This is a genomic window from Microcoleus sp. AS-A8 (assembly GCA_039962225.1).
Lineage (GTDB): Bacteria > Cyanobacteriota > Cyanobacteriia > Cyanobacteriales > Coleofasciculaceae > Allocoleopsis.
On sequence record JAMPKV010000002.1, the window covers coordinates 146,798 to 166,018 of the forward strand.

General features: G+C 46.9%; 14 protein-coding genes. 9 read left to right on the forward strand and 5 right to left on the reverse strand.

Going from position 1 to position 19,221, the window contains the following annotated elements:
• Positions 1-28: 28 nt before the first annotated feature.
• The 4 genes from NDI48_03790 to NDI48_03805 all read left to right on the forward strand — a co-directional run bounded on the left by NDI48_03790 (position 29) and on the right by NDI48_03805 (position 7,153).
• Positions 29-1,261, forward strand: a complete 1,233-nt coding sequence (locus NDI48_03790) for a ferredoxin-NADP reductase (protein ID MEP0830325.1) — start codon at positions 29-31, stop codon at positions 1,259-1,261.
• A 541-nt stretch (positions 1,262-1,802) separates the two neighbouring features.
• Positions 1,803-3,689 (forward strand): ATP-dependent zinc metalloprotease FtsH2, encoded by a 1,887-nt coding sequence (gene ftsH2, locus NDI48_03795; protein ID MEP0830326.1) that lies wholly within the window; start codon positions 1,803-1,805, stop codon positions 3,687-3,689.
• A gap of 460 nt (positions 3,690-4,149) precedes the next feature.
• A complete protein-coding gene (locus NDI48_03800) occupies positions 4,150-5,343 on the forward strand; it encodes a CapA family protein (protein ID MEP0830327.1) in 1,194 nt (397 codons plus the stop codon).
• A gap of 418 nt (positions 5,344-5,761) precedes the next feature.
• Entirely contained in the window at positions 5,762-7,153 is a 1,392-nt protein-coding gene (locus NDI48_03805) for a hypothetical protein (protein MEP0830328.1), read from the forward strand.
• A 30-nt stretch (positions 7,154-7,183) separates the two neighbouring features.
• On the opposite strand, the gene NDI48_03810 is transcribed toward NDI48_03805, so the two are convergent.
• On the reverse strand, positions 7,184-8,026 hold the full coding sequence (locus NDI48_03810; protein ID MEP0830329.1) for a pentapeptide repeat-containing protein: 843 nt from the start codon (positions 8,024-8,026) through the stop codon (positions 7,184-7,186).
• 27 nt (positions 8,027-8,053) lie between these two features.
• Here NDI48_03810 and NDI48_03815 point away from each other — a divergent pair, with 27 nt between their 5' ends.
• On the forward strand, positions 8,054-8,989 hold the full coding sequence (locus NDI48_03815; protein MEP0830330.1) for a phosphodiester glycosidase family protein: 936 nt from the start codon (positions 8,054-8,056) through the stop codon (positions 8,987-8,989).
• A gap of 149 nt (positions 8,990-9,138) precedes the next feature.
• On the opposite strand, the gene NDI48_03820 is transcribed toward NDI48_03815, so the two are convergent.
• The 3 genes from NDI48_03820 to NDI48_03830 all read right to left on the reverse strand — a co-directional run bounded on the left by NDI48_03820 (position 9,139) and on the right by NDI48_03830 (position 11,603).
• Positions 9,139-9,798: an alpha/beta hydrolase-fold protein gene (locus NDI48_03820; GenBank protein ID MEP0830331.1), complete on the reverse strand. Its 660-nt coding sequence runs from the start codon at positions 9,796-9,798 to the stop codon at positions 9,139-9,141.
• Positions 9,799-10,811: 1,013 nt separating this feature from the next.
• On the reverse strand, positions 10,812-11,051 hold the full coding sequence (locus NDI48_03825) for a hypothetical protein (GenBank protein MEP0830332.1): 240 nt from the start codon (positions 11,049-11,051) through the stop codon (positions 10,812-10,814).
• A gap of 15 nt (positions 11,052-11,066) precedes the next feature.
• Positions 11,067-11,603 carry an HAD-IIIA family hydrolase gene (locus NDI48_03830; GenBank protein ID MEP0830333.1) on the reverse strand — a complete coding sequence of 179 codons (537 nt, stop codon included), beginning with the start codon at positions 11,601-11,603 and terminating at the stop codon, positions 11,067-11,069.
• Between the two features lie 456 nt (positions 11,604-12,059).
• On the opposite strand from NDI48_03830, the gene NDI48_03835 reads away from it, so the two are divergent.
• Together NDI48_03835 and NDI48_03840 are read left to right on the forward strand one after the other, a co-directional pair.
• The gene (locus NDI48_03835; protein MEP0830334.1) at positions 12,060-13,091 is read left to right on the forward strand and encodes a hemerythrin domain-containing protein; all 1,032 of its coding nucleotides are present in this window, start codon (positions 12,060-12,062) and stop codon (positions 13,089-13,091) included.
• A 120-nt stretch (positions 13,092-13,211) separates the two neighbouring features.
• Positions 13,212-13,607, forward strand: coding sequence for a hypothetical protein (locus NDI48_03840; GenBank protein MEP0830335.1), 396 nt, complete (start codon positions 13,212-13,214; stop codon positions 13,605-13,607).
• Positions 13,608-13,699: 92 nt separating this feature from the next.
• On the opposite strand, the gene NDI48_03845 is transcribed toward NDI48_03840, so the two are convergent.
• The gene (locus NDI48_03845; protein MEP0830336.1) at positions 13,700-14,416 is read right to left on the reverse strand and encodes a Crp/Fnr family transcriptional regulator; all 717 of its coding nucleotides are present in this window, start codon (positions 14,414-14,416) and stop codon (positions 13,700-13,702) included.
• Positions 14,417-15,464: 1,048 nt separating this feature from the next.
• Here NDI48_03845 and NDI48_03850 point away from each other — a divergent pair.
• Together NDI48_03850 and NDI48_03855 are read left to right on the forward strand one after the other, a co-directional pair.
• Positions 15,465-16,997, forward strand: coding sequence for an MFS transporter (locus NDI48_03850; protein MEP0830337.1), 1,533 nt, complete (start codon positions 15,465-15,467; stop codon positions 16,995-16,997).
• Between the two features lie 163 nt (positions 16,998-17,160).
• Positions 17,161-18,738 carry an MFS transporter gene (locus NDI48_03855; GenBank protein MEP0830338.1) on the forward strand — a complete coding sequence of 526 codons (1,578 nt, stop codon included), beginning with the start codon at positions 17,161-17,163 and terminating at the stop codon, positions 18,736-18,738.
• Positions 18,739-19,221: the final 483 nt, after the last annotated feature.

Sequence of the window (19,221 nt, forward strand, 5' to 3'; positions counted from 1 at the left end):
GAAGTCTGGTTTGGAGATTATTGAAGCTATGTACAGTCCTAGCGCGGCTGCGAATTCCGCAAATACTACGGAATTGAGTAATCGCATGTTTGTTTACGAAGTGGTGGGTCTACGTCAGAGCACAGCAACTGACAGCTTGAACTACCCGATTCGACAAAGCGGCAGTGTATTTATCACAGTGCCTTATAGTCGGATGAATCAAGAGATGCAGCGGATTACCCGCCTGGGTGGAAAAATTGTCAGTATCCAGCCTCTCTCGGCTGACAATCAAGCCAACGGAAAGGCCGCCGCAAAAGCTCAACCTAAAGCTGAACCAGGAGCTGAACCACAGCAAGTCCAGTCAGAAGAGAAAGGCAAGCCTATGACTCAAGCAAAATCGAAAGCTGACATTCCTGTCAACATCTACCGCCCCAACGCGCCCTTTATTGGTAAGTGCATCTCCAATAAAGAACTGGTCAAGGAAGGGGGAATCGGTACTTGCCGTCACCTGACCTTCGACATTTCTGCCGGAGATTTACGCTATCTCGAAGGTCAGAGTATCGGCATCATCCCCGACGGAACCGATGACAAGGGCAAACCTCATAAGCTACGGCTGTACTCCATTGCCTCAACTCGTCATGGCGATAATTTAGACGATAAGACCGTTTCTCTTTGTGTTAGACAGCTAGAGTACAAGCATCCCGAAACAGGTGAAACAGTTTTCGGCGTTTGCTCCACGTTCCTATGCAATATTGAGGAAGGCGCAGACGTAAAAATCACCGGCCCGGTGGGTAAAGAGATGTTGTTACCCGACGATCCGGAAGCCACCGTAATTATGATGGCGACAGGAACTGGAATTGCACCATTCCGGGCTTTCCTATGGCGGATGTTCTTTGAGCAACATGAAGATTATAAGTTTAAGGGTCTAGCTTGGTTAATCTTTGGTGTAACCACGACTCCAAACATTCTCTACAAGGAGCAGTTGGAGGAGTTGCAGGAGAAATTCCCAGATAATTTCCGCCTTACCTATGCCATCAGCCGCGAACAAAAAAATTCCGAAGGCGGTAGAATGTACATCCAGCATCGGGTTGGGGAACATGCTGACGATCTCTGGAGCTTGATGCAGAAACCCAATACTCACACCTACATCTGTGGTCTTAAGGGTATGGAAGACGGTATTGATGCCGCACTTACCGTTGCTGCCCAGAAAAATGATGTAACCTGGTCTGACTATCAACGGCAAATGAAGAAAGCCGGTCGCTGGCACGTTGAAACCTACTAGTACAAGAAGGCAGAAGGCAGAAGGCACAAAGGCTTATAGTTTCTACTTTTGGCTTTGTTGTTAACGGGTCACTTATTTCCGCCTGGGCGCACTAGTCATGTAGGTTGGCAAAAGCCTTATACTCGTTTTAGTTTTAGCACCAATGAGGGGAAAAGAGGGAGCTTTTAACGGGTGGGTGATTTCTGCCATGCCCCACTTAGTCGGTTTTGACCGAACCTAATTTGCCACTCACGCTCGTCGAGGATAAAAAGCGCGTCTGTATCTGTTGGCTTAACGCCGAAGATCCAGGCGCGTTCATCATTCTTCCAGAGTCGCTTGCTCGAATCGTGAGAATTACGTTAAATTTAGTTAAGATAACGTTACAAGTACAGGTCTTTGCCGTTATATCGCTCAAGCGCCTAAACTTGTGACCAAAGGACAGATAGCTAGTAACAGTAAAATTTTCTGTTCATGCATTTTTTTAGCTGAGTTTGCTTATCCCTCATGCTCATAGAGGGCTAAAACCAGCATGTATGACCAGTATCTAGAGGTTAATCACAAAATGAAAATTTCCTGGAGAATAATATTACTTTGGACAATACCCGCCCTTGTTATAGGGTTTTTTCTATGGCAGGGAACTTTTTCGACGCCTGCCGCTGATATGGGTAGAAACACGGCGAGCACTCGAATGACCTATGGTCGCTTTTTGGAATATTTAGATGCCGGGAGAGTCACCAGTGTTGACCTTTATGATGGTGGTCGGACGGCAATTGTGGAAGCGGTCGATACAGAACTCGATAACCGCATCCAACGACTGCGGGTGGATCTCCCGTCCAACGCCCCAGAACTCGTTGCCAAACTGAGAGAATCGAATATCAGCCTAGATGCTCATCCCGCGCGGAATGATGGAGCCATTTGGGGACTCTTGGGGAATTTAATTTTCCCGATTCTCTTAATTGCTGGCTTGTTCTTCCTGTTCCGTCGTTCTAGCAACATCACGGGTGGCCCCGGTCAAGCCATGAACTTCGGGAAATCCAAGGCAAGATTTCAAATGGAAGCCAAAACCGGCATTCTGTTCAACGATGTGGCTGGAATTGAAGAAGCCAAAGAAGAACTACAAGAGGTTGTAACCTTCCTCAAACAACCTGAACGGTTTACAGCGGTCGGTGCACGCATTCCCAAAGGGGTGCTGCTGGTTGGCCCTCCAGGTACCGGAAAAACCCTCTTAGCAAAAGCGATCGCAGGTGAAGCCGGAGTCCCCTTCTTCAGCATCTCCGGTAGTGAATTTGTGGAAATGTTCGTCGGGGTGGGTGCCTCCCGCGTCCGTGACTTGTTCAAAAAAGCGAAAGAAAACGCCCCCTGCCTCGTGTTTATCGATGAAATTGACGCGGTTGGCAGACAGCGTGGCGCAGGAATCGGCGGTGGTAACGATGAACGAGAGCAAACCCTCAACCAGTTGCTCACGGAAATGGATGGTTTTGAAGGCAATACCGGGATTATCATCATCGCCGCCACGAACCGCCCAGATGTTCTGGATACCGCTTTGTTACGTCCCGGACGTTTCGATCGCCAAGTAATTGTTGATGCCCCTGACATGAAGGGACGGGTGGGAATCTTGGATGTTCACGCCCGGAACAAGAAACTTGCGCCGGAAGTTTCGATCGAAGCGATCGCACGACGGACTCCTGGATTTACTGGTGCTGACTTAGCCAACCTGCTCAACGAAGCCGCTATTCTCACCGCCCGACGCCGCAAAGAAGCGATCACCATGCTGGAAATCAACGACGCTGTTGACCGCGTTGTCGCGGGCATGGAAGGTACACCCCTGGTGGATAGCAAGAGCAAGCGCTTGATTGCTTACCACGAAATTGGACATGCGATCGTGGGAACCCTGATTAAAGACCACGACCCTGTACAAAAAGTTACCTTAATTCCTCGTGGACAAGCTCAAGGTCTGACTTGGTTTACGCCCAACGAGGAGCAAGGCTTAATCACCAGAGCACAACTCAAAGCTCGGATTTCAGGAGCTTTGGGCGGTAGAGCCGCAGAAGAAGAGATTTTTGGGTATTCCGAAGTGACGACCGGTGCCGGTGGTGACTTACAACAAGTCACTGGCATGGCACGGCAAATGGTCACCCGGTTTGGCATGTCGGATTTAGGCCCGATGTCCCTAGAAAGCCAAGAAGGAGAAGTCTTCCTGGGCGGTGGCTTGACGTCGAGAGCGGAGTATTCTGAAGTCATTGCTTCACGAATTGATGAGCAAGTTCGCGTGATTGTTGAGCATTGCCACGACGATGCACGCCGGATTATTCGGGATAATCGGGTGGTGATTGACCGCTTGGTGGATCTGTTGATTGAAAAGGAAACGATTGACGGTCAAGAGTTCCGTCAAATTGTTGCGGAGTACACAGATGTGCCTGACAAAGAGCAATACGTGCCTCAGCTATAAGCTTGGAACGTTAAGTGAATAAGTCAAAGGAGATGATTGATATCATCTCCTTTTTTTGTTGATTGTGTGATTGGGAGGGATACTCTCGAAGGTTGAAGTGAATTAATCGTAGAGGTCATATTCTGAGGCGCTCGCGGCTCCTTTGCTCAACCCGACATCAGCTTTTGATGAGACATTCATCGTTACAATCTATACCTTCCGCTAAGACCTATTCTAAGAGAGATGATAAGCTGAAAAGCATTTAAGCCATGCTGTTGTCACCCCACAGGGTAACTTTTGGCTCAAGGCTTAAGCTTTGGTGCCCTAGCTCTTAGGCATTTGGCAGGGTCACAGAGACTCCTCCTCTTGCTATCTATTCCTATATATTTCGTGGATGATTAGATCTCGCCTCAGGTATATCAAGAATGTTCTAGCAGGGAGCTGGAACAAAATTTCACTGTCTCGGCAGGAAAGCTATACCTTGTTATCTAAACAAGATGAACCCAAGGGTATTGCCCTGTTTAAGCAAAAAATTCGCAGCAGAACTTCTCTATTAATCGTTCTGGGTATCCTAAGTTTTGTTCTGGGCATAGGCTATAGCTTGATTCACCGCTCCCCAGATGACCTCGAATACGCTGAAGTCGAGGAGTACACTGAAGTTGAGGCGAAATCTAACATCCCTGCCACATCCAAATCTCCTAGCGTTCCATCAAAAGTTAATATCAAAATCAAAGCGGTGGGAGATATTGTCCCAGGCACTAATTATCCAACCAATCGACTTCATCCAGACAAAAAGGTACTCTTTCAATCGGTTAAGCCTCTACTCCAAGGCGCTGATTTTTTATTCGGAAACTTTGAAAGTACATTAACCAACTATCCTCACTCTTCTAAAGGTGTAGGAGGTGGATTAATAGTGCCTTTCCGCACGCCTCCGAGTTATACCCAGATATTGAAAGAAGCTGGGTTTGATATCATGAGCGTTGCCAATAACCATTCCTATGATTTCTATGCTCAGGGATTTAGAGATACCATTCAAAATCTGGAAAAATCTGGAATTAAAGCCGTTGGTAAAAAAAGCCAAATTTTGATAGCTCATTATCAAGGTGTATCGATTGCTTGGATTGGCTTTAGCTACCTTGACTATCACAATTCCATCAATAATTTAGCCAGAGCTAAAGCTCTGGTACAAAAAGCAAGCAAGCGTGCTGATATTGTGGTGATTTCAGTTCATGCCGGTGCAGAGGGAACGGATGCGATGCGTGTCCGAAATAAAACAGAAGTTTTCGCGAGGGAAAATCGGGGCAATCTGGTGAAGTTTTCCCACACCCTGATTGATAACGGTGCCGATCTAATTTTGGGTCATAGTCCTCATGTTCCCAGAGCTATAGAGCTTTACAAAGGCAAATTTATCGCCTATTCTCTGGGAAATTTTCTGGGATACCGCACCCTTTCCACTCAAGCCGAACTAGCCTACTCTCTGGTTTTAGAAGTGGAATTGAATAATAAGGGAGATTTTAAATCTGGCAAAATTATCCCTGTTCACCTGAACCGACAAGGTATACCTTATCCTGATCGTAAAGGTCGGAGTATCAAACTCATTCGCCAACTAACTCAGCTCGATTTTCCCAAGACAGCCCTAACCATCAAAAGCAATGGTCAAATCCTGCGGAAGTAATCTTGAAGAAATGGTTAGTCATCAATCTTGAGGCGTATTCTTAAAAAATAGCTTTTGATTGATAGAGGGTCACACCCCTCATACGAATTGAATATAAATTTGCTATTGAATGTTGGGAAGTCGGTGAAATTAGCCTCAGCCGCTAGATTTTTTTCGGATTACCAGGCAATGAATATATTCGGTAATTCTGTATTAACTTAAGGGACACGTTACTAGAATCTCTCAGCTATAATTTTTCGTATTAACAGTAAATTAAGGCGTCATAGGAATTCTATACCTAACTCAAGGGTTAGGTGTAAGCCTGCCTCGGCCTAAGGCTGATCGTCTTCATACTTTCTTGACAAACGCCTTACAAACTCTTCACACATTCTATCAAAATATCAATCTTTAAATATCCCAAGCTAGTCTGGAGAGCTTTATGAATTTTGACAATAATCATCAACAATGCTTAGACAAGCTAATCTGGGTGACCGAACGTCTAAAGATTAAAGCTCCTTTCCAGCAACTCTCTAAAATTGCTAAGCTTATTGTCCAAACTATGGATAGCCCTTGGCGCTATTTCCATTCAACCGAGCATATTTTTGAAGTGGGTGGAGATGGGGACGCAATTGAAGTCCTAGCAGCTTTATTTCACGATGTTGTATATGTGCAAGTCGATAAAAGTGTAAATTTTAATCTTACCTATTACCTGGCTCCTTTTATCGAGGAGGAGCGGGGCAAGTTGTTCATTCGAGAGCAAAGTGAGTTGCCTGAAGATGCAATCTTTGAGATGGTGACAATGATATTTGGCTTTGTTCCCGGACAAGGACTTTCTCCCTTTGTCGGGCAAAATGAATTCTTGAGTACTCTCGTGGCGGCTAAAACTTTAGAATCCTTTTTAAGTCCGGCGTTAATTGTTCAGGTGGCAGCTTGTATCGAAGCCACAATTCCCTTCCGTTCCAAGACGGAATCGGGTTTCAGCGCTAGCGAACTTTTACACCAACGATTGAAATTAGTTAATCATCAATTCAATCTTCAGCTAACCGATGAAGATGTGATGCAAGCGGTGAAAAGGTCGGTGAGATTAGCCAATCGAGATGTCGGTAATTTTGCTGAACCGAGTTCTGCTGTTTTTTTAACGAACACATGGAGCTTATTGCCAGAAATTAACCATAATCTCCGTAAGTCTGGTTCTTACACCGTTCGCGATTACCGAGAAGCCATGCAAAAAATGTTAGGCTTTTTGAAATTCCTTCAGCCAGAACTTGTTTTTCATCAGTTCCAAGGAGAGCCGGATGACTCTACTTATCAAGACTTGGTTGAGCGAACCCGTAAGAATCTAGAAGTAGCACAGCTTTACTTAGAAAGTAAACTGGTGGCGATCGCCATAATAGAAGCACTGTCGTTACGTTTTGGTTCGGATATTTCTCTATCCACAATGATCGGAGAATTACCGGATTCTGAATTCTCAGTGGGTCGATTGAAAGATTCGTTTCCCCATTTGTCTAACCCCTATCAACCAATGATTCCTGTAGAAAGAGAAGTTTTAAATTTATTAGAGATAGGACGATGGAAGAGTTCGACTTATGATGTGAAAAATTCACCCTTAACGACCTTTGTCGTTAAATTTATCGGCTTTGATGAGATTCGACGCCTGCGGGAGCGCTCACAAGCATTCTTTCAAGAAACTATTTCTTCCGAAGATTTCCTGGCTAGCTGCAATGCTGAGCTAACCAGAATCATCACTAACGGAATCATCAAACTTTTGGAAAATCGCCAAGCCGCATTGATGTCTGGGAATAGTTATCTTCTCGTTCCCTCCAAAGCTTAAATCCCCAGGAGACTCAAGCTCTACCGCCAATTAGCTATAGTCAGAATTGTTAAAACCGACCGCACTTGAAAAATCAGTGTTTTGCAGGATGGCTCTATTAAACTTAGCGTTGGTTAAGTCCGCCCTTCTAAAAGATGTCCCGCACCCATGTCTAATTTCTTGAACCACCAGGGTGAGAGAATTCATCGTTAAACCGATGTAGCCTAGGGATAAAGCACCCCAAAAAACTCCCAAAACGAACTTTTGTACACTCAAATAAGCGATCGCCGTTGCTCCGATGAAGAAGGCAAAGCCATATCCAGCAACGGCTCCGGCAGCAGCAACCGCAACGGCTACAAGCGGGTGGCGAACTCTCAAACAAATGAGCGCCATGAGTAATCCTGCCAATACTGCCCCAGCGATCGCAAATTGGACATTATTGTCCGTGGTACTTCCTCCATAGAAAAAACCCAGTAACGCCCCCGACATCGCACCCGACACAATCGTCGCGATACGCCTCGCCAGCGACTTAGGAGGCATCACCACTCTCAGCCCTGAAAACGTCCCAGAAATCGCCAAACTGACGCCTAAAGCAATCACAAAAGACCAACCTCCCTCTGCGGGTGTTCGACCCAAAAGCCCAAAAATCATTTGACTGAATGAATTTGCTGATATTAAAGCTACGACCACAGCAAGTACCACAGAAGGGATGAACTGCCTAGGGGTTTGACCCGTTTTGACTCGCTCAAAATTAGCTCCCTGCAACAGAGCATGGCTAAAATCACAACCACGAAGATCACAACCGCTAAAGTCTGCTCCATTTAGGTTCTGACCCTTGAACGAGCGGTTTCGCAAGTCCTGATTCGCAAAATTAAGTGGGGATGAGCTTGCCATAATTGAGTCGGTGAAAGCCTTCAAACTATGAATCATCGATACCAGATTGGCATAAAGCAATTGTTGCTGGCAGGGGGAACCGGACTCTTACTATTGCCCCTAATACTCTACGGGTGGCTCCATTTCCAACGCCCACCCCGAACAACTCAAGAGCGATCGCTATTTCAAGGCATTGTCTACAAACGCGAGGTTCGCTCAACACCCCGTCCGTTGATGATTCATATCGTTAGCATTGACTTAACATCACCCGGAGTTAAATTGCTGGTTACGCCAGGAACGTCTGCTCCGGAAAAGACAAAAGTCCCCACCGAAATCAACGCACGAACAACGTCAGAATTTCTCAAAGAGTTCAAGCTGCAATTAGCAATCAATGCCAGCTTCTTCTTTCCCTTTCGTGAAGTAACGCCGTGGGACTACTATCCCCGTAGTGGCGATCGCGCTAATGTAGTCGGACAAGCCATCTCAAATGGCGCGAGTTACTCCTCCCATGAGTCAGACTTGCCCGTATTGTGCTTGATCACGAGCCAAGGACGCAATCGCGTTCAACTCTCCAAGGGTAAAGCCTGCCCTAAAGGTACAGTTCAGGCTGTGACAGGGAATCAGCTCCTAGTTGAGGGTGGCAATCCTGTAGGCTTAAGTGTAAAAGCAAATGACAGAAACAGACCCTACCCGCGTGTTGCCGTGGCGATGGACAAAGCAGGTGAGAAACTTTGGCTGATTGCGATCGATGGCAAGCATCCGCTTTATAGCGAAGGAGCAACGCTAGCAGAGCTGACCAAAATTATTGTGGATTTAGGCGCGGATTCAGCCTTAAATCTAGATGGTGGCGGTTCAACCACCTTAGTCGCAGCCACTTCAGCAGGAGCAACCGTGTTAAATGCTCCCGCTCATACCAAGCTACCCATGCGTGAACGTCCAGTTGCCAATCACATAGGATTTTACGCCTTACCGATACCTGAGTAGAACCTTAACTCTGTGGTTCAATTCCGGCTGCCCTGAGTTGTGCCGCTAATCGTTCGGCTCGTTCTGATTATTGTTCGACTTGTTGCGAACCCCACAGCAAAAGTGATCTCTTGTGTTGTGTCACGGTATATCACCACGACTCATTGCCGCTACGCAGTGAACCAGTCCAGTGCGGAGTCTGCGATCGCAGGGGGAATCGTGTGGGGGCCGTCGAATTCCCGATAAAGCACATCGTAGCCAGCACGCTGCACCTGCGGCACTATCTTACGGCTGCAAACGTCGATCGGTAAAACCGAGTCTCGCGTGCCGTGCGAAATGAACATGCGCGGTGTGCCAACCTGTGAAGCTGGTGCCATAAACCCCGGCGAGAACGCTATGACATGGGTGAACAAGTCGCCGTTGGTGATGCCGACACTTAGAGCATAGGAAGCCCCGTCCGAGAAGCCCTCGATCGCAATGTGATTGGAGTCCACAGCGTAACGGCTGAACGTCTGCGCCAGTGCCTGGTCGAGCAAGGTGATATCGGAACCGTACTCACCATACAGTACATCCCACGTCTGTCGGTGTGAAGCAGGTGCCAGCAAGATGAGTCCAGCCGCATCGGCAAGATTTTGGAACGGAGTCAGACCGCCGCGTGCGTCGCCGCCTGCGCCGTGCAGCATCACCACCAGTGGTGCGGGTCGGGAAGCTTGGTAGTTTTTGGGTACGTAGAGGAGCCCGTCGCGCTTGGTGGAAAGTCCCAAGGGTTGCAAACCGACTGGTGCTGTACCCGTCGGCTGCGTTGGTCGCGCCAGCAGACGTCCGTTCATAGATGTCTGTCTATCCTGATTCTTTCGTTTGTCTGTTTTCATGGATATATTTTTCTCCATAGATTCGGTGGTACAGGCCGCTCCCACCGCCCCAGTAATACTTGCGAAAAAGATTCCTAGTAGGTGCCTTCGCGTTAATCGTGGACGGATGTCGGCCTTCTGCCTCAGCATCAGACCCTCGCTTCTTCTGTTGTAAAAAGCGAATTTTTCTCCGGGCACCAATGAGAGCACATGACATCTTGCACTGGATCAGCAAACTGTTCTCGATGACTCATATTGAGCGTTCCTTGTAAGGTGAAACAGAAAAGTTCTTTCGTGGTGGGGCTATGCCGAAAGGCAAGAAACGGCGAGCGCAAGCCCGACCTGAAAAGATGAAAATAAATAACTGTAGGTTGATCAGCTTTCAGATCATCGGCTATAACCTAGAGGCGTTTTTTTTGATATTCATAAGTCGCTAGATCAGGTATCCAAATTGGCTTCTTCAGGTGGTTAAGAACTTCAAAAAATCTCTTTCGCGTGGCGGTAGCTGTTCACGCAAAGCTTCAGATGAAAAGTGGTGGCTTGTTTGCCTTTTCCCTAAAGCGAGCTGATCTGAACAAAGCGCAATCGAGATATTAAAAGTTATATAACGATGGGTTTTGTATCTATCCAACAAGATTAACAACTAGTGCTTTTTGCAACGCCTTTCTCAGGTAGGAACGGAAAGTAAAAGCGACTGTATTCGTATTTACAAACGGACTTAATAATAGCTTGTCTTGTCACTAAGACGAGGTGACAAGGATAATCGAGATAGCGTTAAGAACCAAAGATTGTCTAGTAAGAGTTTAAGCTTGAATAGGCTTAATAGCGGTTGAAGCCAAAGCCTTGAACCTCTTGCTTGCGGTAAGTATCTCACCGCCGTTGTGGCTTATGGTAACAGGTTGTGAAGCCAGGGAAAGTGGAAGGGGAGAGGTGAATACAGCAGTAATTGTTTAACAGGTTTACAGAGGCATTAGAAATGAGGTGAACTGGTATTACTGCTGTGCTTGAATTTCATTCAACAACATCTCATCAGAGTAGGATTTTTCCCATTCGCCCTGAAGCTTGAGCCGCACCGACTTTGCGCCACCACTGGGGGTACAAACAACCCAGTAGCTATCCTCATTTCCTTTAACTTGAGCCGCCTCCTGGTTTTCTGCGTTGTTGCCAAGCCCAGAATAGGCTTGAACACATGTCCAGGTAATGCCGTTGTTATCTGTAATCTCTCGTTCCATGACTATCCTCTCTGGTTACTGTACTTCTGTAAGATTGGGAGCGATCGCTTCTTGATGTTGCCCGATCCAGTCCCCGGCCCACTGAAAGGATACACCTACTCGTTGGGCAGCTTGTTCATCTTCGGGGCGATCGCCTACAAACAGCGAATTTTGCGGAGTATGTTTGTGTCTGATCATTGCGAGTTGCAACATACCCGATCGCGGTTTACGGTACTGCCCAGACCACTTGGTTTGGCTGTGGTTATGAACATTGTGACGAGTGACGCGGAAACATTTTTTGCCCTCAAAGTCAGGGCAGAAGTAGATTTCTCTCAACTCTGGAAATAACTCAAGGGTGTATTGCTGTTCCTGGATGCACCCTTGCATAGACTTATGACCTGCGGCAACTCCGCCTTGGTTGGTGATGCCAACAATAATCCAATCGTCTTTGTAGGCGCGAAGGGCAATCTCGGCACCTTCAATAATGCGTTGATCTTGGGGATGTTGGAAATATTGCTGTCCGCTGAGTGGTTCGCGGAGCGTGCCATCCATGTCTATTAGTAATAAGCTCATGGTTTCTCGATCGAATTCCCTGTTTTATTCAATATTTTAAACAGCGATTAATTTATTCTTCTCTAGCTAATGACATGTACTTTTGAGTGAAGTTGAGGAGATGAAAACTTTTGGGATTGTTTTAAAAATAGTTTCTTTCGTCGAAACCATTAATTAATTGAATAGTAAAATCTAAGTTGTGCTGATAGTAACAAACTGGCTTAACTCAAAACTATGCCTGCGGGCAGAATAAGGCAGGCTCTAGGGATGAAGCTGTAATTTCAAAACTGTCGTTGAATGTAGAAAAAGCATTAACAGTATCGTCCAGTCCGAGTCGATGCAAACTTTCGACCTTGGAATTATTGTACAGACGCAGCATCCCGTGCGACAGAGATTAGCCGATGCGGCGAATTCCCTCACATCTACGGCAAAGTCTGTCTTGAACATGCACCCTTAGCGGTATAAGGAGGAATGAAAATGGTATCGACTCTTGATGACACCAAGCGTCTTGCAATTGCCACAAAACTGGCAGATATGAAAGCAGTACAAAATTTGCTGATTAACAACGAGGAGAAATTCATTCAGGATTGCACTGATGATAATATTCGCTCTTCGCTACAGGATATGCTCGAATGCGATCGCAAAAACCTGGGTGTTCTCGATAGTGCGATCGTTCAGTACGGTGTCCAGAGTGAGCTTAAGCAAACAACTCAAAAGCTGGTTGAGGAAGTTGAGAAACTAATGGAAGGTTCTGAACTGAGTTTGTTTGAAAAAGTAGCTCAGCATGAATTGCTCAAGCACAAGCAGACGATGACTGGGCTGCTAATCCATAAGGCAGCCCAAGTAATTGGTGCTGATATTGAAGCTGCTATCGCTCCTTTAAATGCAGTTAACTTTGAAAACCGCGCTCATCAAGAGCAACTCAAAGGAGTTCTAGAGATGCTGGGCGTTCGCGAACTGACAGGACAAGAACCAGACCAAGGATTGTGGGGACGGGTTCAAGATGCTGCCGCCGCCTTATCAGGCGTAGCGGGTAGTCTGATAACCCGTACTGATGATGAGATGAGTATCCGCGACCTCCTCCGCATGGATCATACGAAAGCCGATACCTTATTCGCGGAAATTTTAGGTACTAACGATCCTCAAAAAATTTCAGAGTATTTTGGACAGCTCTACAAAGATTTAAAAGTGCATGGTACAGCCGAAGAACAAGTTCTCTACCCGGCAATTCCTCCATATTACGAACACACGCAGGAAATATACCAGCAAACTGACGAAGTAATGGAGATGTTAGATGAAATTAAGCCTCTAGAGCCTGCTTCATCTGAGTTTAAAGCAAAAGTTGAGCAGTTAAGAACGGCGACGCGAAATCACATCAATCAAGAAGAAAAAGATATATTCACCCTAATCAGGGACAACTTCAGCCACGAGCAGCAGCAGCAAATGGCTACCGAGTTCAAAACAGTTAAAAGCCAGCTACAAGACCAGATAGCTGCTGCCAATGCGTAATATCAAGCTAATCCTAATCAAAGATGAAGTGAATATCTAAGTTTTCCTTAGATATAGTTTGACCCTTCTAACCCTCAAGTGAACTTTCCCACAAAAAGCATTCTTGGACTTTGTGCAACTATGGATAATCCGACGACCTGGAAGTACATATTTCAACTCAAAGCTGCGATCAATTGGATCGAATCTCTGGCTTTGCTATTTGCCGACCGATGGATTCGCGAGTTGATTGGTGAGAAACCCCTCACCAATCCTGAGTATTTACAACTGTTTCTCGTGTTGGTATTTGTGATCGGAATTGGCTATTGGTGGGTCAGTCAGGACATTTCCCGCAATCATGAAATTGTAAAACTTGGAATTTACGCACAATGTTCCGTCTTCGTTGTGCTGGCTTATCAAACTTTGGTAGGCAATGTTCACCCACTTTATCTAATTCCAGGTGTCATTGACCTGATTTTTGCGATTCTCTTCAGTGTATTTCTCTACTCCTACGCTCGGATTAAACCAGCTTTGGAGTGACAAAGAAAGGCAGAAGGCACCTACAATACATTCGTTGTTTTCCCATTGGCAGTTGTCCCCAATGCGATCGCATCTCTAGTTGACAAGAGCGTTCAACGGTGTTTAATGCTTAGCAACCGAGCGTACTCGCCCTTGATGATTTCATAACACTCACACGAGGCGGCTTCCAATTCCTTGCGATTCAGGATGGTAATTTTGCCACGTTTGTAGTGAATCAGTCCTGCCTGTTGAAGGCTGTTAGCCGCCTCCGTGACACCCGCACGTCGTACACCCAGCATCTGGGCGATAAATTCATGAGTCAGGGGCAACTCGTTTGACTCGACACGGTCACAGACGAGCAGTAGCCAACGTGCAAGTCTGGCCTCCAGATAATGGAGGCGATTGCAGGCAGCGTTTTGCGTGACTAAGGCGAATAGCGCTTGTATATACCGCAGCAGCAGACTTTGCAGTACACCACTCCGCCCAAACTCGGTTTTTAGCAAGCTTACCTTCATCCTCATGGCAGAACCTGGTACCTGCACCACCGCGGTTGCGGTGGCGATGTTGTCTCCCAAAGCGGCGGGGATACCTACAACTCCGTCATTCCCCACTAAGCCGACTTCGACCTGAGAGCCATCTTCCATAGTGGAGAGCATAGAAACGATTCCCCCATGGGGGAAATAGACGTATTCAATAGGTTCACCAACCTCGTAAAGAACTTGCTTAAAAAGGAGCGAGACGTACTCCAGATCAGGAATAAGACGTTGGTACTCAGCCTCTGGCAGAGCCGCTAGCAGTTCATTGACGGCTTGGGGCGAGGAAAAGGACATGCGGTATTAGGAATCTTCTAGGGTTAAGTCGTTGCAAAAAAACAACTGACGGCATCAGGAGAAGAATTTAGACCCTAGTCCGAATGTCAAAAGGTGTTTGATCACCAGTAAGTTAAAACCTGGCTACTATATTGTAGAGAATTCACAGACTGTGCCGCCTATACCGCTTGCGGTATAGGCGGCACAGAGCTAAGAGGTGGGGGTGTAGAGGATTGCGATAGGTTGTCGAGTCAAAATCACAAATTGCTAGAGCGGCAAGTCTTGCTTGTTGATCGAAGCAACAGCAAATATTAAGACTGATTGTGCTTGGACATACCTTGTGCGCTGATTCCCATTCGATATTATCTCTAAAATTAGTGATAGAGCCAGTCCTGCCTGAGGAGAGAACACCTACAATAAAGTGAATAATATTATTATTGTAGATTCATGGGTTTATGACCTGCGTCAACACCGCATGGGTTGGTGAGGCCGACCATTATCCAATCAACTTTGTCGGCACGAATGGCCATCTGGGCACTGACCTGACAATAAGGCGTTGACCTTGGAGATGTTGGAAGTGTCGCTGTCCCTTGAGTGTTTCACGGAGTGTGCCGTCCAGATCAGAGGAATTAGGTCATCGTTTCTGGATAAAAATCCCTAGTCCTAGGGTTGACCAAAAAAGCCCCCGTGAGAAATGACCTCTCAGGATTCACTCGAAAACAATTCAAGCCAACCTTCGGGGTTAAAACTCCCAATAGATTCATGAAAACAATAATTCTACAGAAGGATGTCGGGGAGATTATAGTAGCTTAACCTAAGCTAGAAGATGAATGACTTGAAGTCTAAAAAAAATCATTAAAGATTGCGGATAAAATCAATTTTTTGGCGGATTTGCTCCACCCGTTGGTTAAGGTAATAAAACTCTATTCTTGAGCAATTAACCGCTAGGAAAAGAGTGACCAGGACAGGATTTCAATTAAGCATTTTTCCGGAGATTTGTCTTGGGAAAGGCGCTGTGATTCAAGTAACGATTAAGTTCCCGTTAACTCTTTAAATATTGCTAGACGCTATGTTAGGGCAACAAGAAGATGAAATTTTACTAAAAACGATTCCTGTGTCCATTCAGGAAATCCCAGAGGATACGGCATTAATACACACGCAACTTCCTGCAACTCCAACTCCGCCTTTTAAAATTTCTAAGCGGGAAATTCGCACAAGCCTGAGGGCATTAACGACCGAAGGTGGCTTCGCTACGGTCTTTTACAGTATCATTGGCGGCGCACTGCTGAGTAATTTCTTGCTGGATCTCGGTGCCAGTACCGTAGAAATTGGTCTGCTCGCCTCTATTCCCCAGTTGACCAATCTGCTGCAACCGGTGGGAGCCTTTTTGGGAGACCACATCAAGAGCCGCCACTGGTATTCCCTGTTGATTTTCGGCTCATCACGGCTGCCGTGGTTGCTGATTGTGCCGGGGATTTGGTTGGTGAGTACATCTCGTATCCAGCCGCGCCAGTTGGTGCTGTTGACATTGGCCATTATCTGCCTGAGTAATGTGATGGAAGCTTTGGGTCGTGCTTCCTTTCTCAGCTGGATAGCTGTGTTAGTACCGGAACGATTGCGGGGACGGTATTTTGGCTTTCGCAATAGTGTGGTGACCTTGACCAATCTCATCGGTGTGCCGCTGATGGGTCTAGCGGTATCGAAGTGGCCCGGTGGCTCGCTGTCTGGATTCGGTGTGGTCTTGGTTGTGGGAGTTGTGTTTGCCACACTCAGTCTGGTCTTTCAGTTCTGGATGAGTGATGTCAACCCAAAGCTAGTACATGCCGCCGATGAGGAGACAGGCCACGCGTCGCCCTGGGGGAGAGTTTTTGGCTTCCTCAAAGATGGCAATTTTTTGAGGTTTCTGCTTTACTCCGCCTTCTGGAGCTTTGCGGTTAACGTCAGCGCTCCCTTCTTTAACCTCTACTTGCTGGGTGACCTGAACTTAGATGTGAGCGTGGTCACGCTCTATAACAGCTTAGGAGCGGGTGCTAACTTGCTGATGCTGATTTTCTGGGGCAAACTGGCTGACCGGATTGGCAATCGCCCACTGATGATAACTGTGGGCATCTTGGTAGGGTTGACGCCTCTACTTTGGTTAGAAGCTGGAACCGCTCCCATTTTCCTTTGGGCCTGGTTCCCCTTGTTGCACATCCTGGGTGGTGCGACGTGGGCGGCAATTGACCTGTGCAGCGGCAATCTGATGATGGCAGTGACACCGCTACGCAATCAGTCGATTTACTTTGCGATCGCGGCGGCGGTTCCTGGTATCACTGGCGCAATGGGAATCGCTGCTGGTGGCTATGTCGCGACTCTGACTAATTTTGGTGGCTTGCCAACGGCGTTTGCTCTCTCAGCCGTCCTGCGGCTGCTTGCCCTGCTGCCCTTAGTTTTTGTACACGAGCGGCGTTCTGTGCGTGTGCGTCAGCTCATGAAAGTCATTATCCCCACACTCAAGCGCCAAGCCGGGGCCATTCAAGCCGGACGCACCAGTTTGAAACCCTTACCCTTAATCGAATCTGAGCACAAATCTCCACCTGCCAGCTCATCCGCTCACTCTTGATATAGGGAATTGACGATCCCTCCCCTGAACGGGGAGGGATTCGTGTTCGTACTTCATTAGACCTCTTGCAGAAATCTATCCTAGTGAGGATGTTGCAAGAAACAAAGAGAAACAAACTCTGCCATTATTGGTATAATGTAGCGTATGTTACAGAAATATACCCATGAATCCCCTATCCATAGGATTACTAAACGGGGCAGGAGTAGTTGAAGATTTTCAACAAACCGAGAAAGATTTACTACTAAAAGTCAAACAAGAGGATAAGGCATTATCCGGGACGGTACTTCCTGCAAAACCGCCTCTCAAAATTTCCAAGCGAGAAATTCGGACAAGCCTCAAGGCATTAACGACCGAAGGTGCCTTCGCTACGGTCTTTTGCAGTATCATTGGCGGTGCCTTGCTCAGTAATTTCTTGCTGGATCTCGGTGCCAGTGCAGTGGAAATTGGCATGTTGGCGTCTATTCCCCAGCTGACAAATCTGCTGCAACCACTGGGAGCCTATCTGGGAGACCGCATCCAGAGCCGCAATTGGTATTCCATATTGATTTTCGGCACGTCGCGGCTGCTATGGTTGCTGATTGTGCCAGGGATTTGGTTGGTCAGCACGTCTCGTATCCAGCCGCACCAGCTGGTGCTGTTGACACTCTTCATTATCTGGGTGACTAATATCCTGGAAGCCTTGGGTCGTGCTTCCTTTTTCAGCTGGATGGCTGTGTTAGTACCCTCCCGATTGCGGGGGCGCTATTTTGGCTTTCGCAATAGTGTGGTGAACTTGACAAATCTCATCGGTGTGCCGCTGCTGGGTCTAGCGGTATCGAAGTGGCCTGGTGGCTCGCTCTCTGGCTTCGGTGCGGTGTTAGTTCTGGGAATTGTGCTGGGGATAATCAGTCTGGGCTTTCACTTCTTGATGAAAGATTTCAACCCAACGCTAGTACACGCCGCCGATTCGGATACAGACCCAGGGACATCCGTGGGGACAGTGTTTAGCTTCCTCAAGGATGCCAATTTTTTGAGGTTTCTGCTTTACTCAGGCTTGTGGAGCTTTGCAGTTAACATCAGCGCTCCCTTCTTTAACCTTTATTTGCTGGGTGACCTGAACTTAGATGTGAGCGTGGTCACGATCTATGGCAGCTTAGGAGCGGGTGCTAACTTGCTGATGCTGATGTTCTGGGGCAGACTGGCTGACCGGATTGGCAATCGCCCACTGATGATAACTGTGGGCATCTTGGTAGGGTTGACGCCTCTACTTTGGTTAGAAACTGGAACCGCTCCCATTTTCCTTTGGGTGTGGTTCCCCTTGTTGCATATCGTGGGCGGTGCGACTTGGGCAGCGATAGACCTGTGCAGTGGCAATCTGATGATGGCAGTGACACCGCTACGCAATCAGTCGATTTATTTTGCGATCGCGGCGGCAGTTCCTGGTATCACTGGCGCAATCGGAATCACCGTGGGTGGCTATGTTGCGACGGTGACTAATTTTGGTGGCTTGCCCACAGTGTTTGCTCTCTCAGCCGTCCTGCGGCTGTTTGCCCTGCTGCCCTTAGTTTTTGTGCACGAGCAGCGCTCTGTGGCTCTGGGTCAGCTCATGCGAGTCCTGTTCCCAACATTCAGGCGGCAAGCCGTAACCCTTCAAGCACCAGCCACTAGTTTGAAACTATTAATAGAAACTGAGAATAGCTGTCCACTTGTAAGCTTATCAGGTCAGTCTTCGGATGGGGAATTAACAATTCGTAGTTCGTAGTACTTGCTCTCGCGTTAGCAAGCTACGTAATTCGTAATTGATATTCAGATGGAGATTAGCGTTCTAGCTAAAAGAGGATTCACGGCTTTGTCTGCTGGCTAAGTATTGGGTTGAGGTGTAGTGGACTGAGCATCGAGTCACGCAGGAACTACTTCTAAAGTGCAGTATTTGAGGTTTTTGTATGCACGACTACAAGCTGGCTTAGTTTGTAGTTGCGAGTACAACTTGGCTTAACACTATATCCTTTTTAGAGGTAGACGATTAGCCTTCATAGGCTATGTTAACTTTTGATAAGCAGAATTAATTGAGACTTCTCATGGAAAAACTACTGAGAAACTTCTAGCTTGGGAGAATTGTTTCATATTTAAAATTTAAAAAGCTCCCCAAAATATGATCTTGGGGGCTTTATTAGTCCTTAGGAAATGTTTGTAAAGTTGATAATTTCCTAATAATTTTGAAACACTCTATAGGTGAACCGATGTA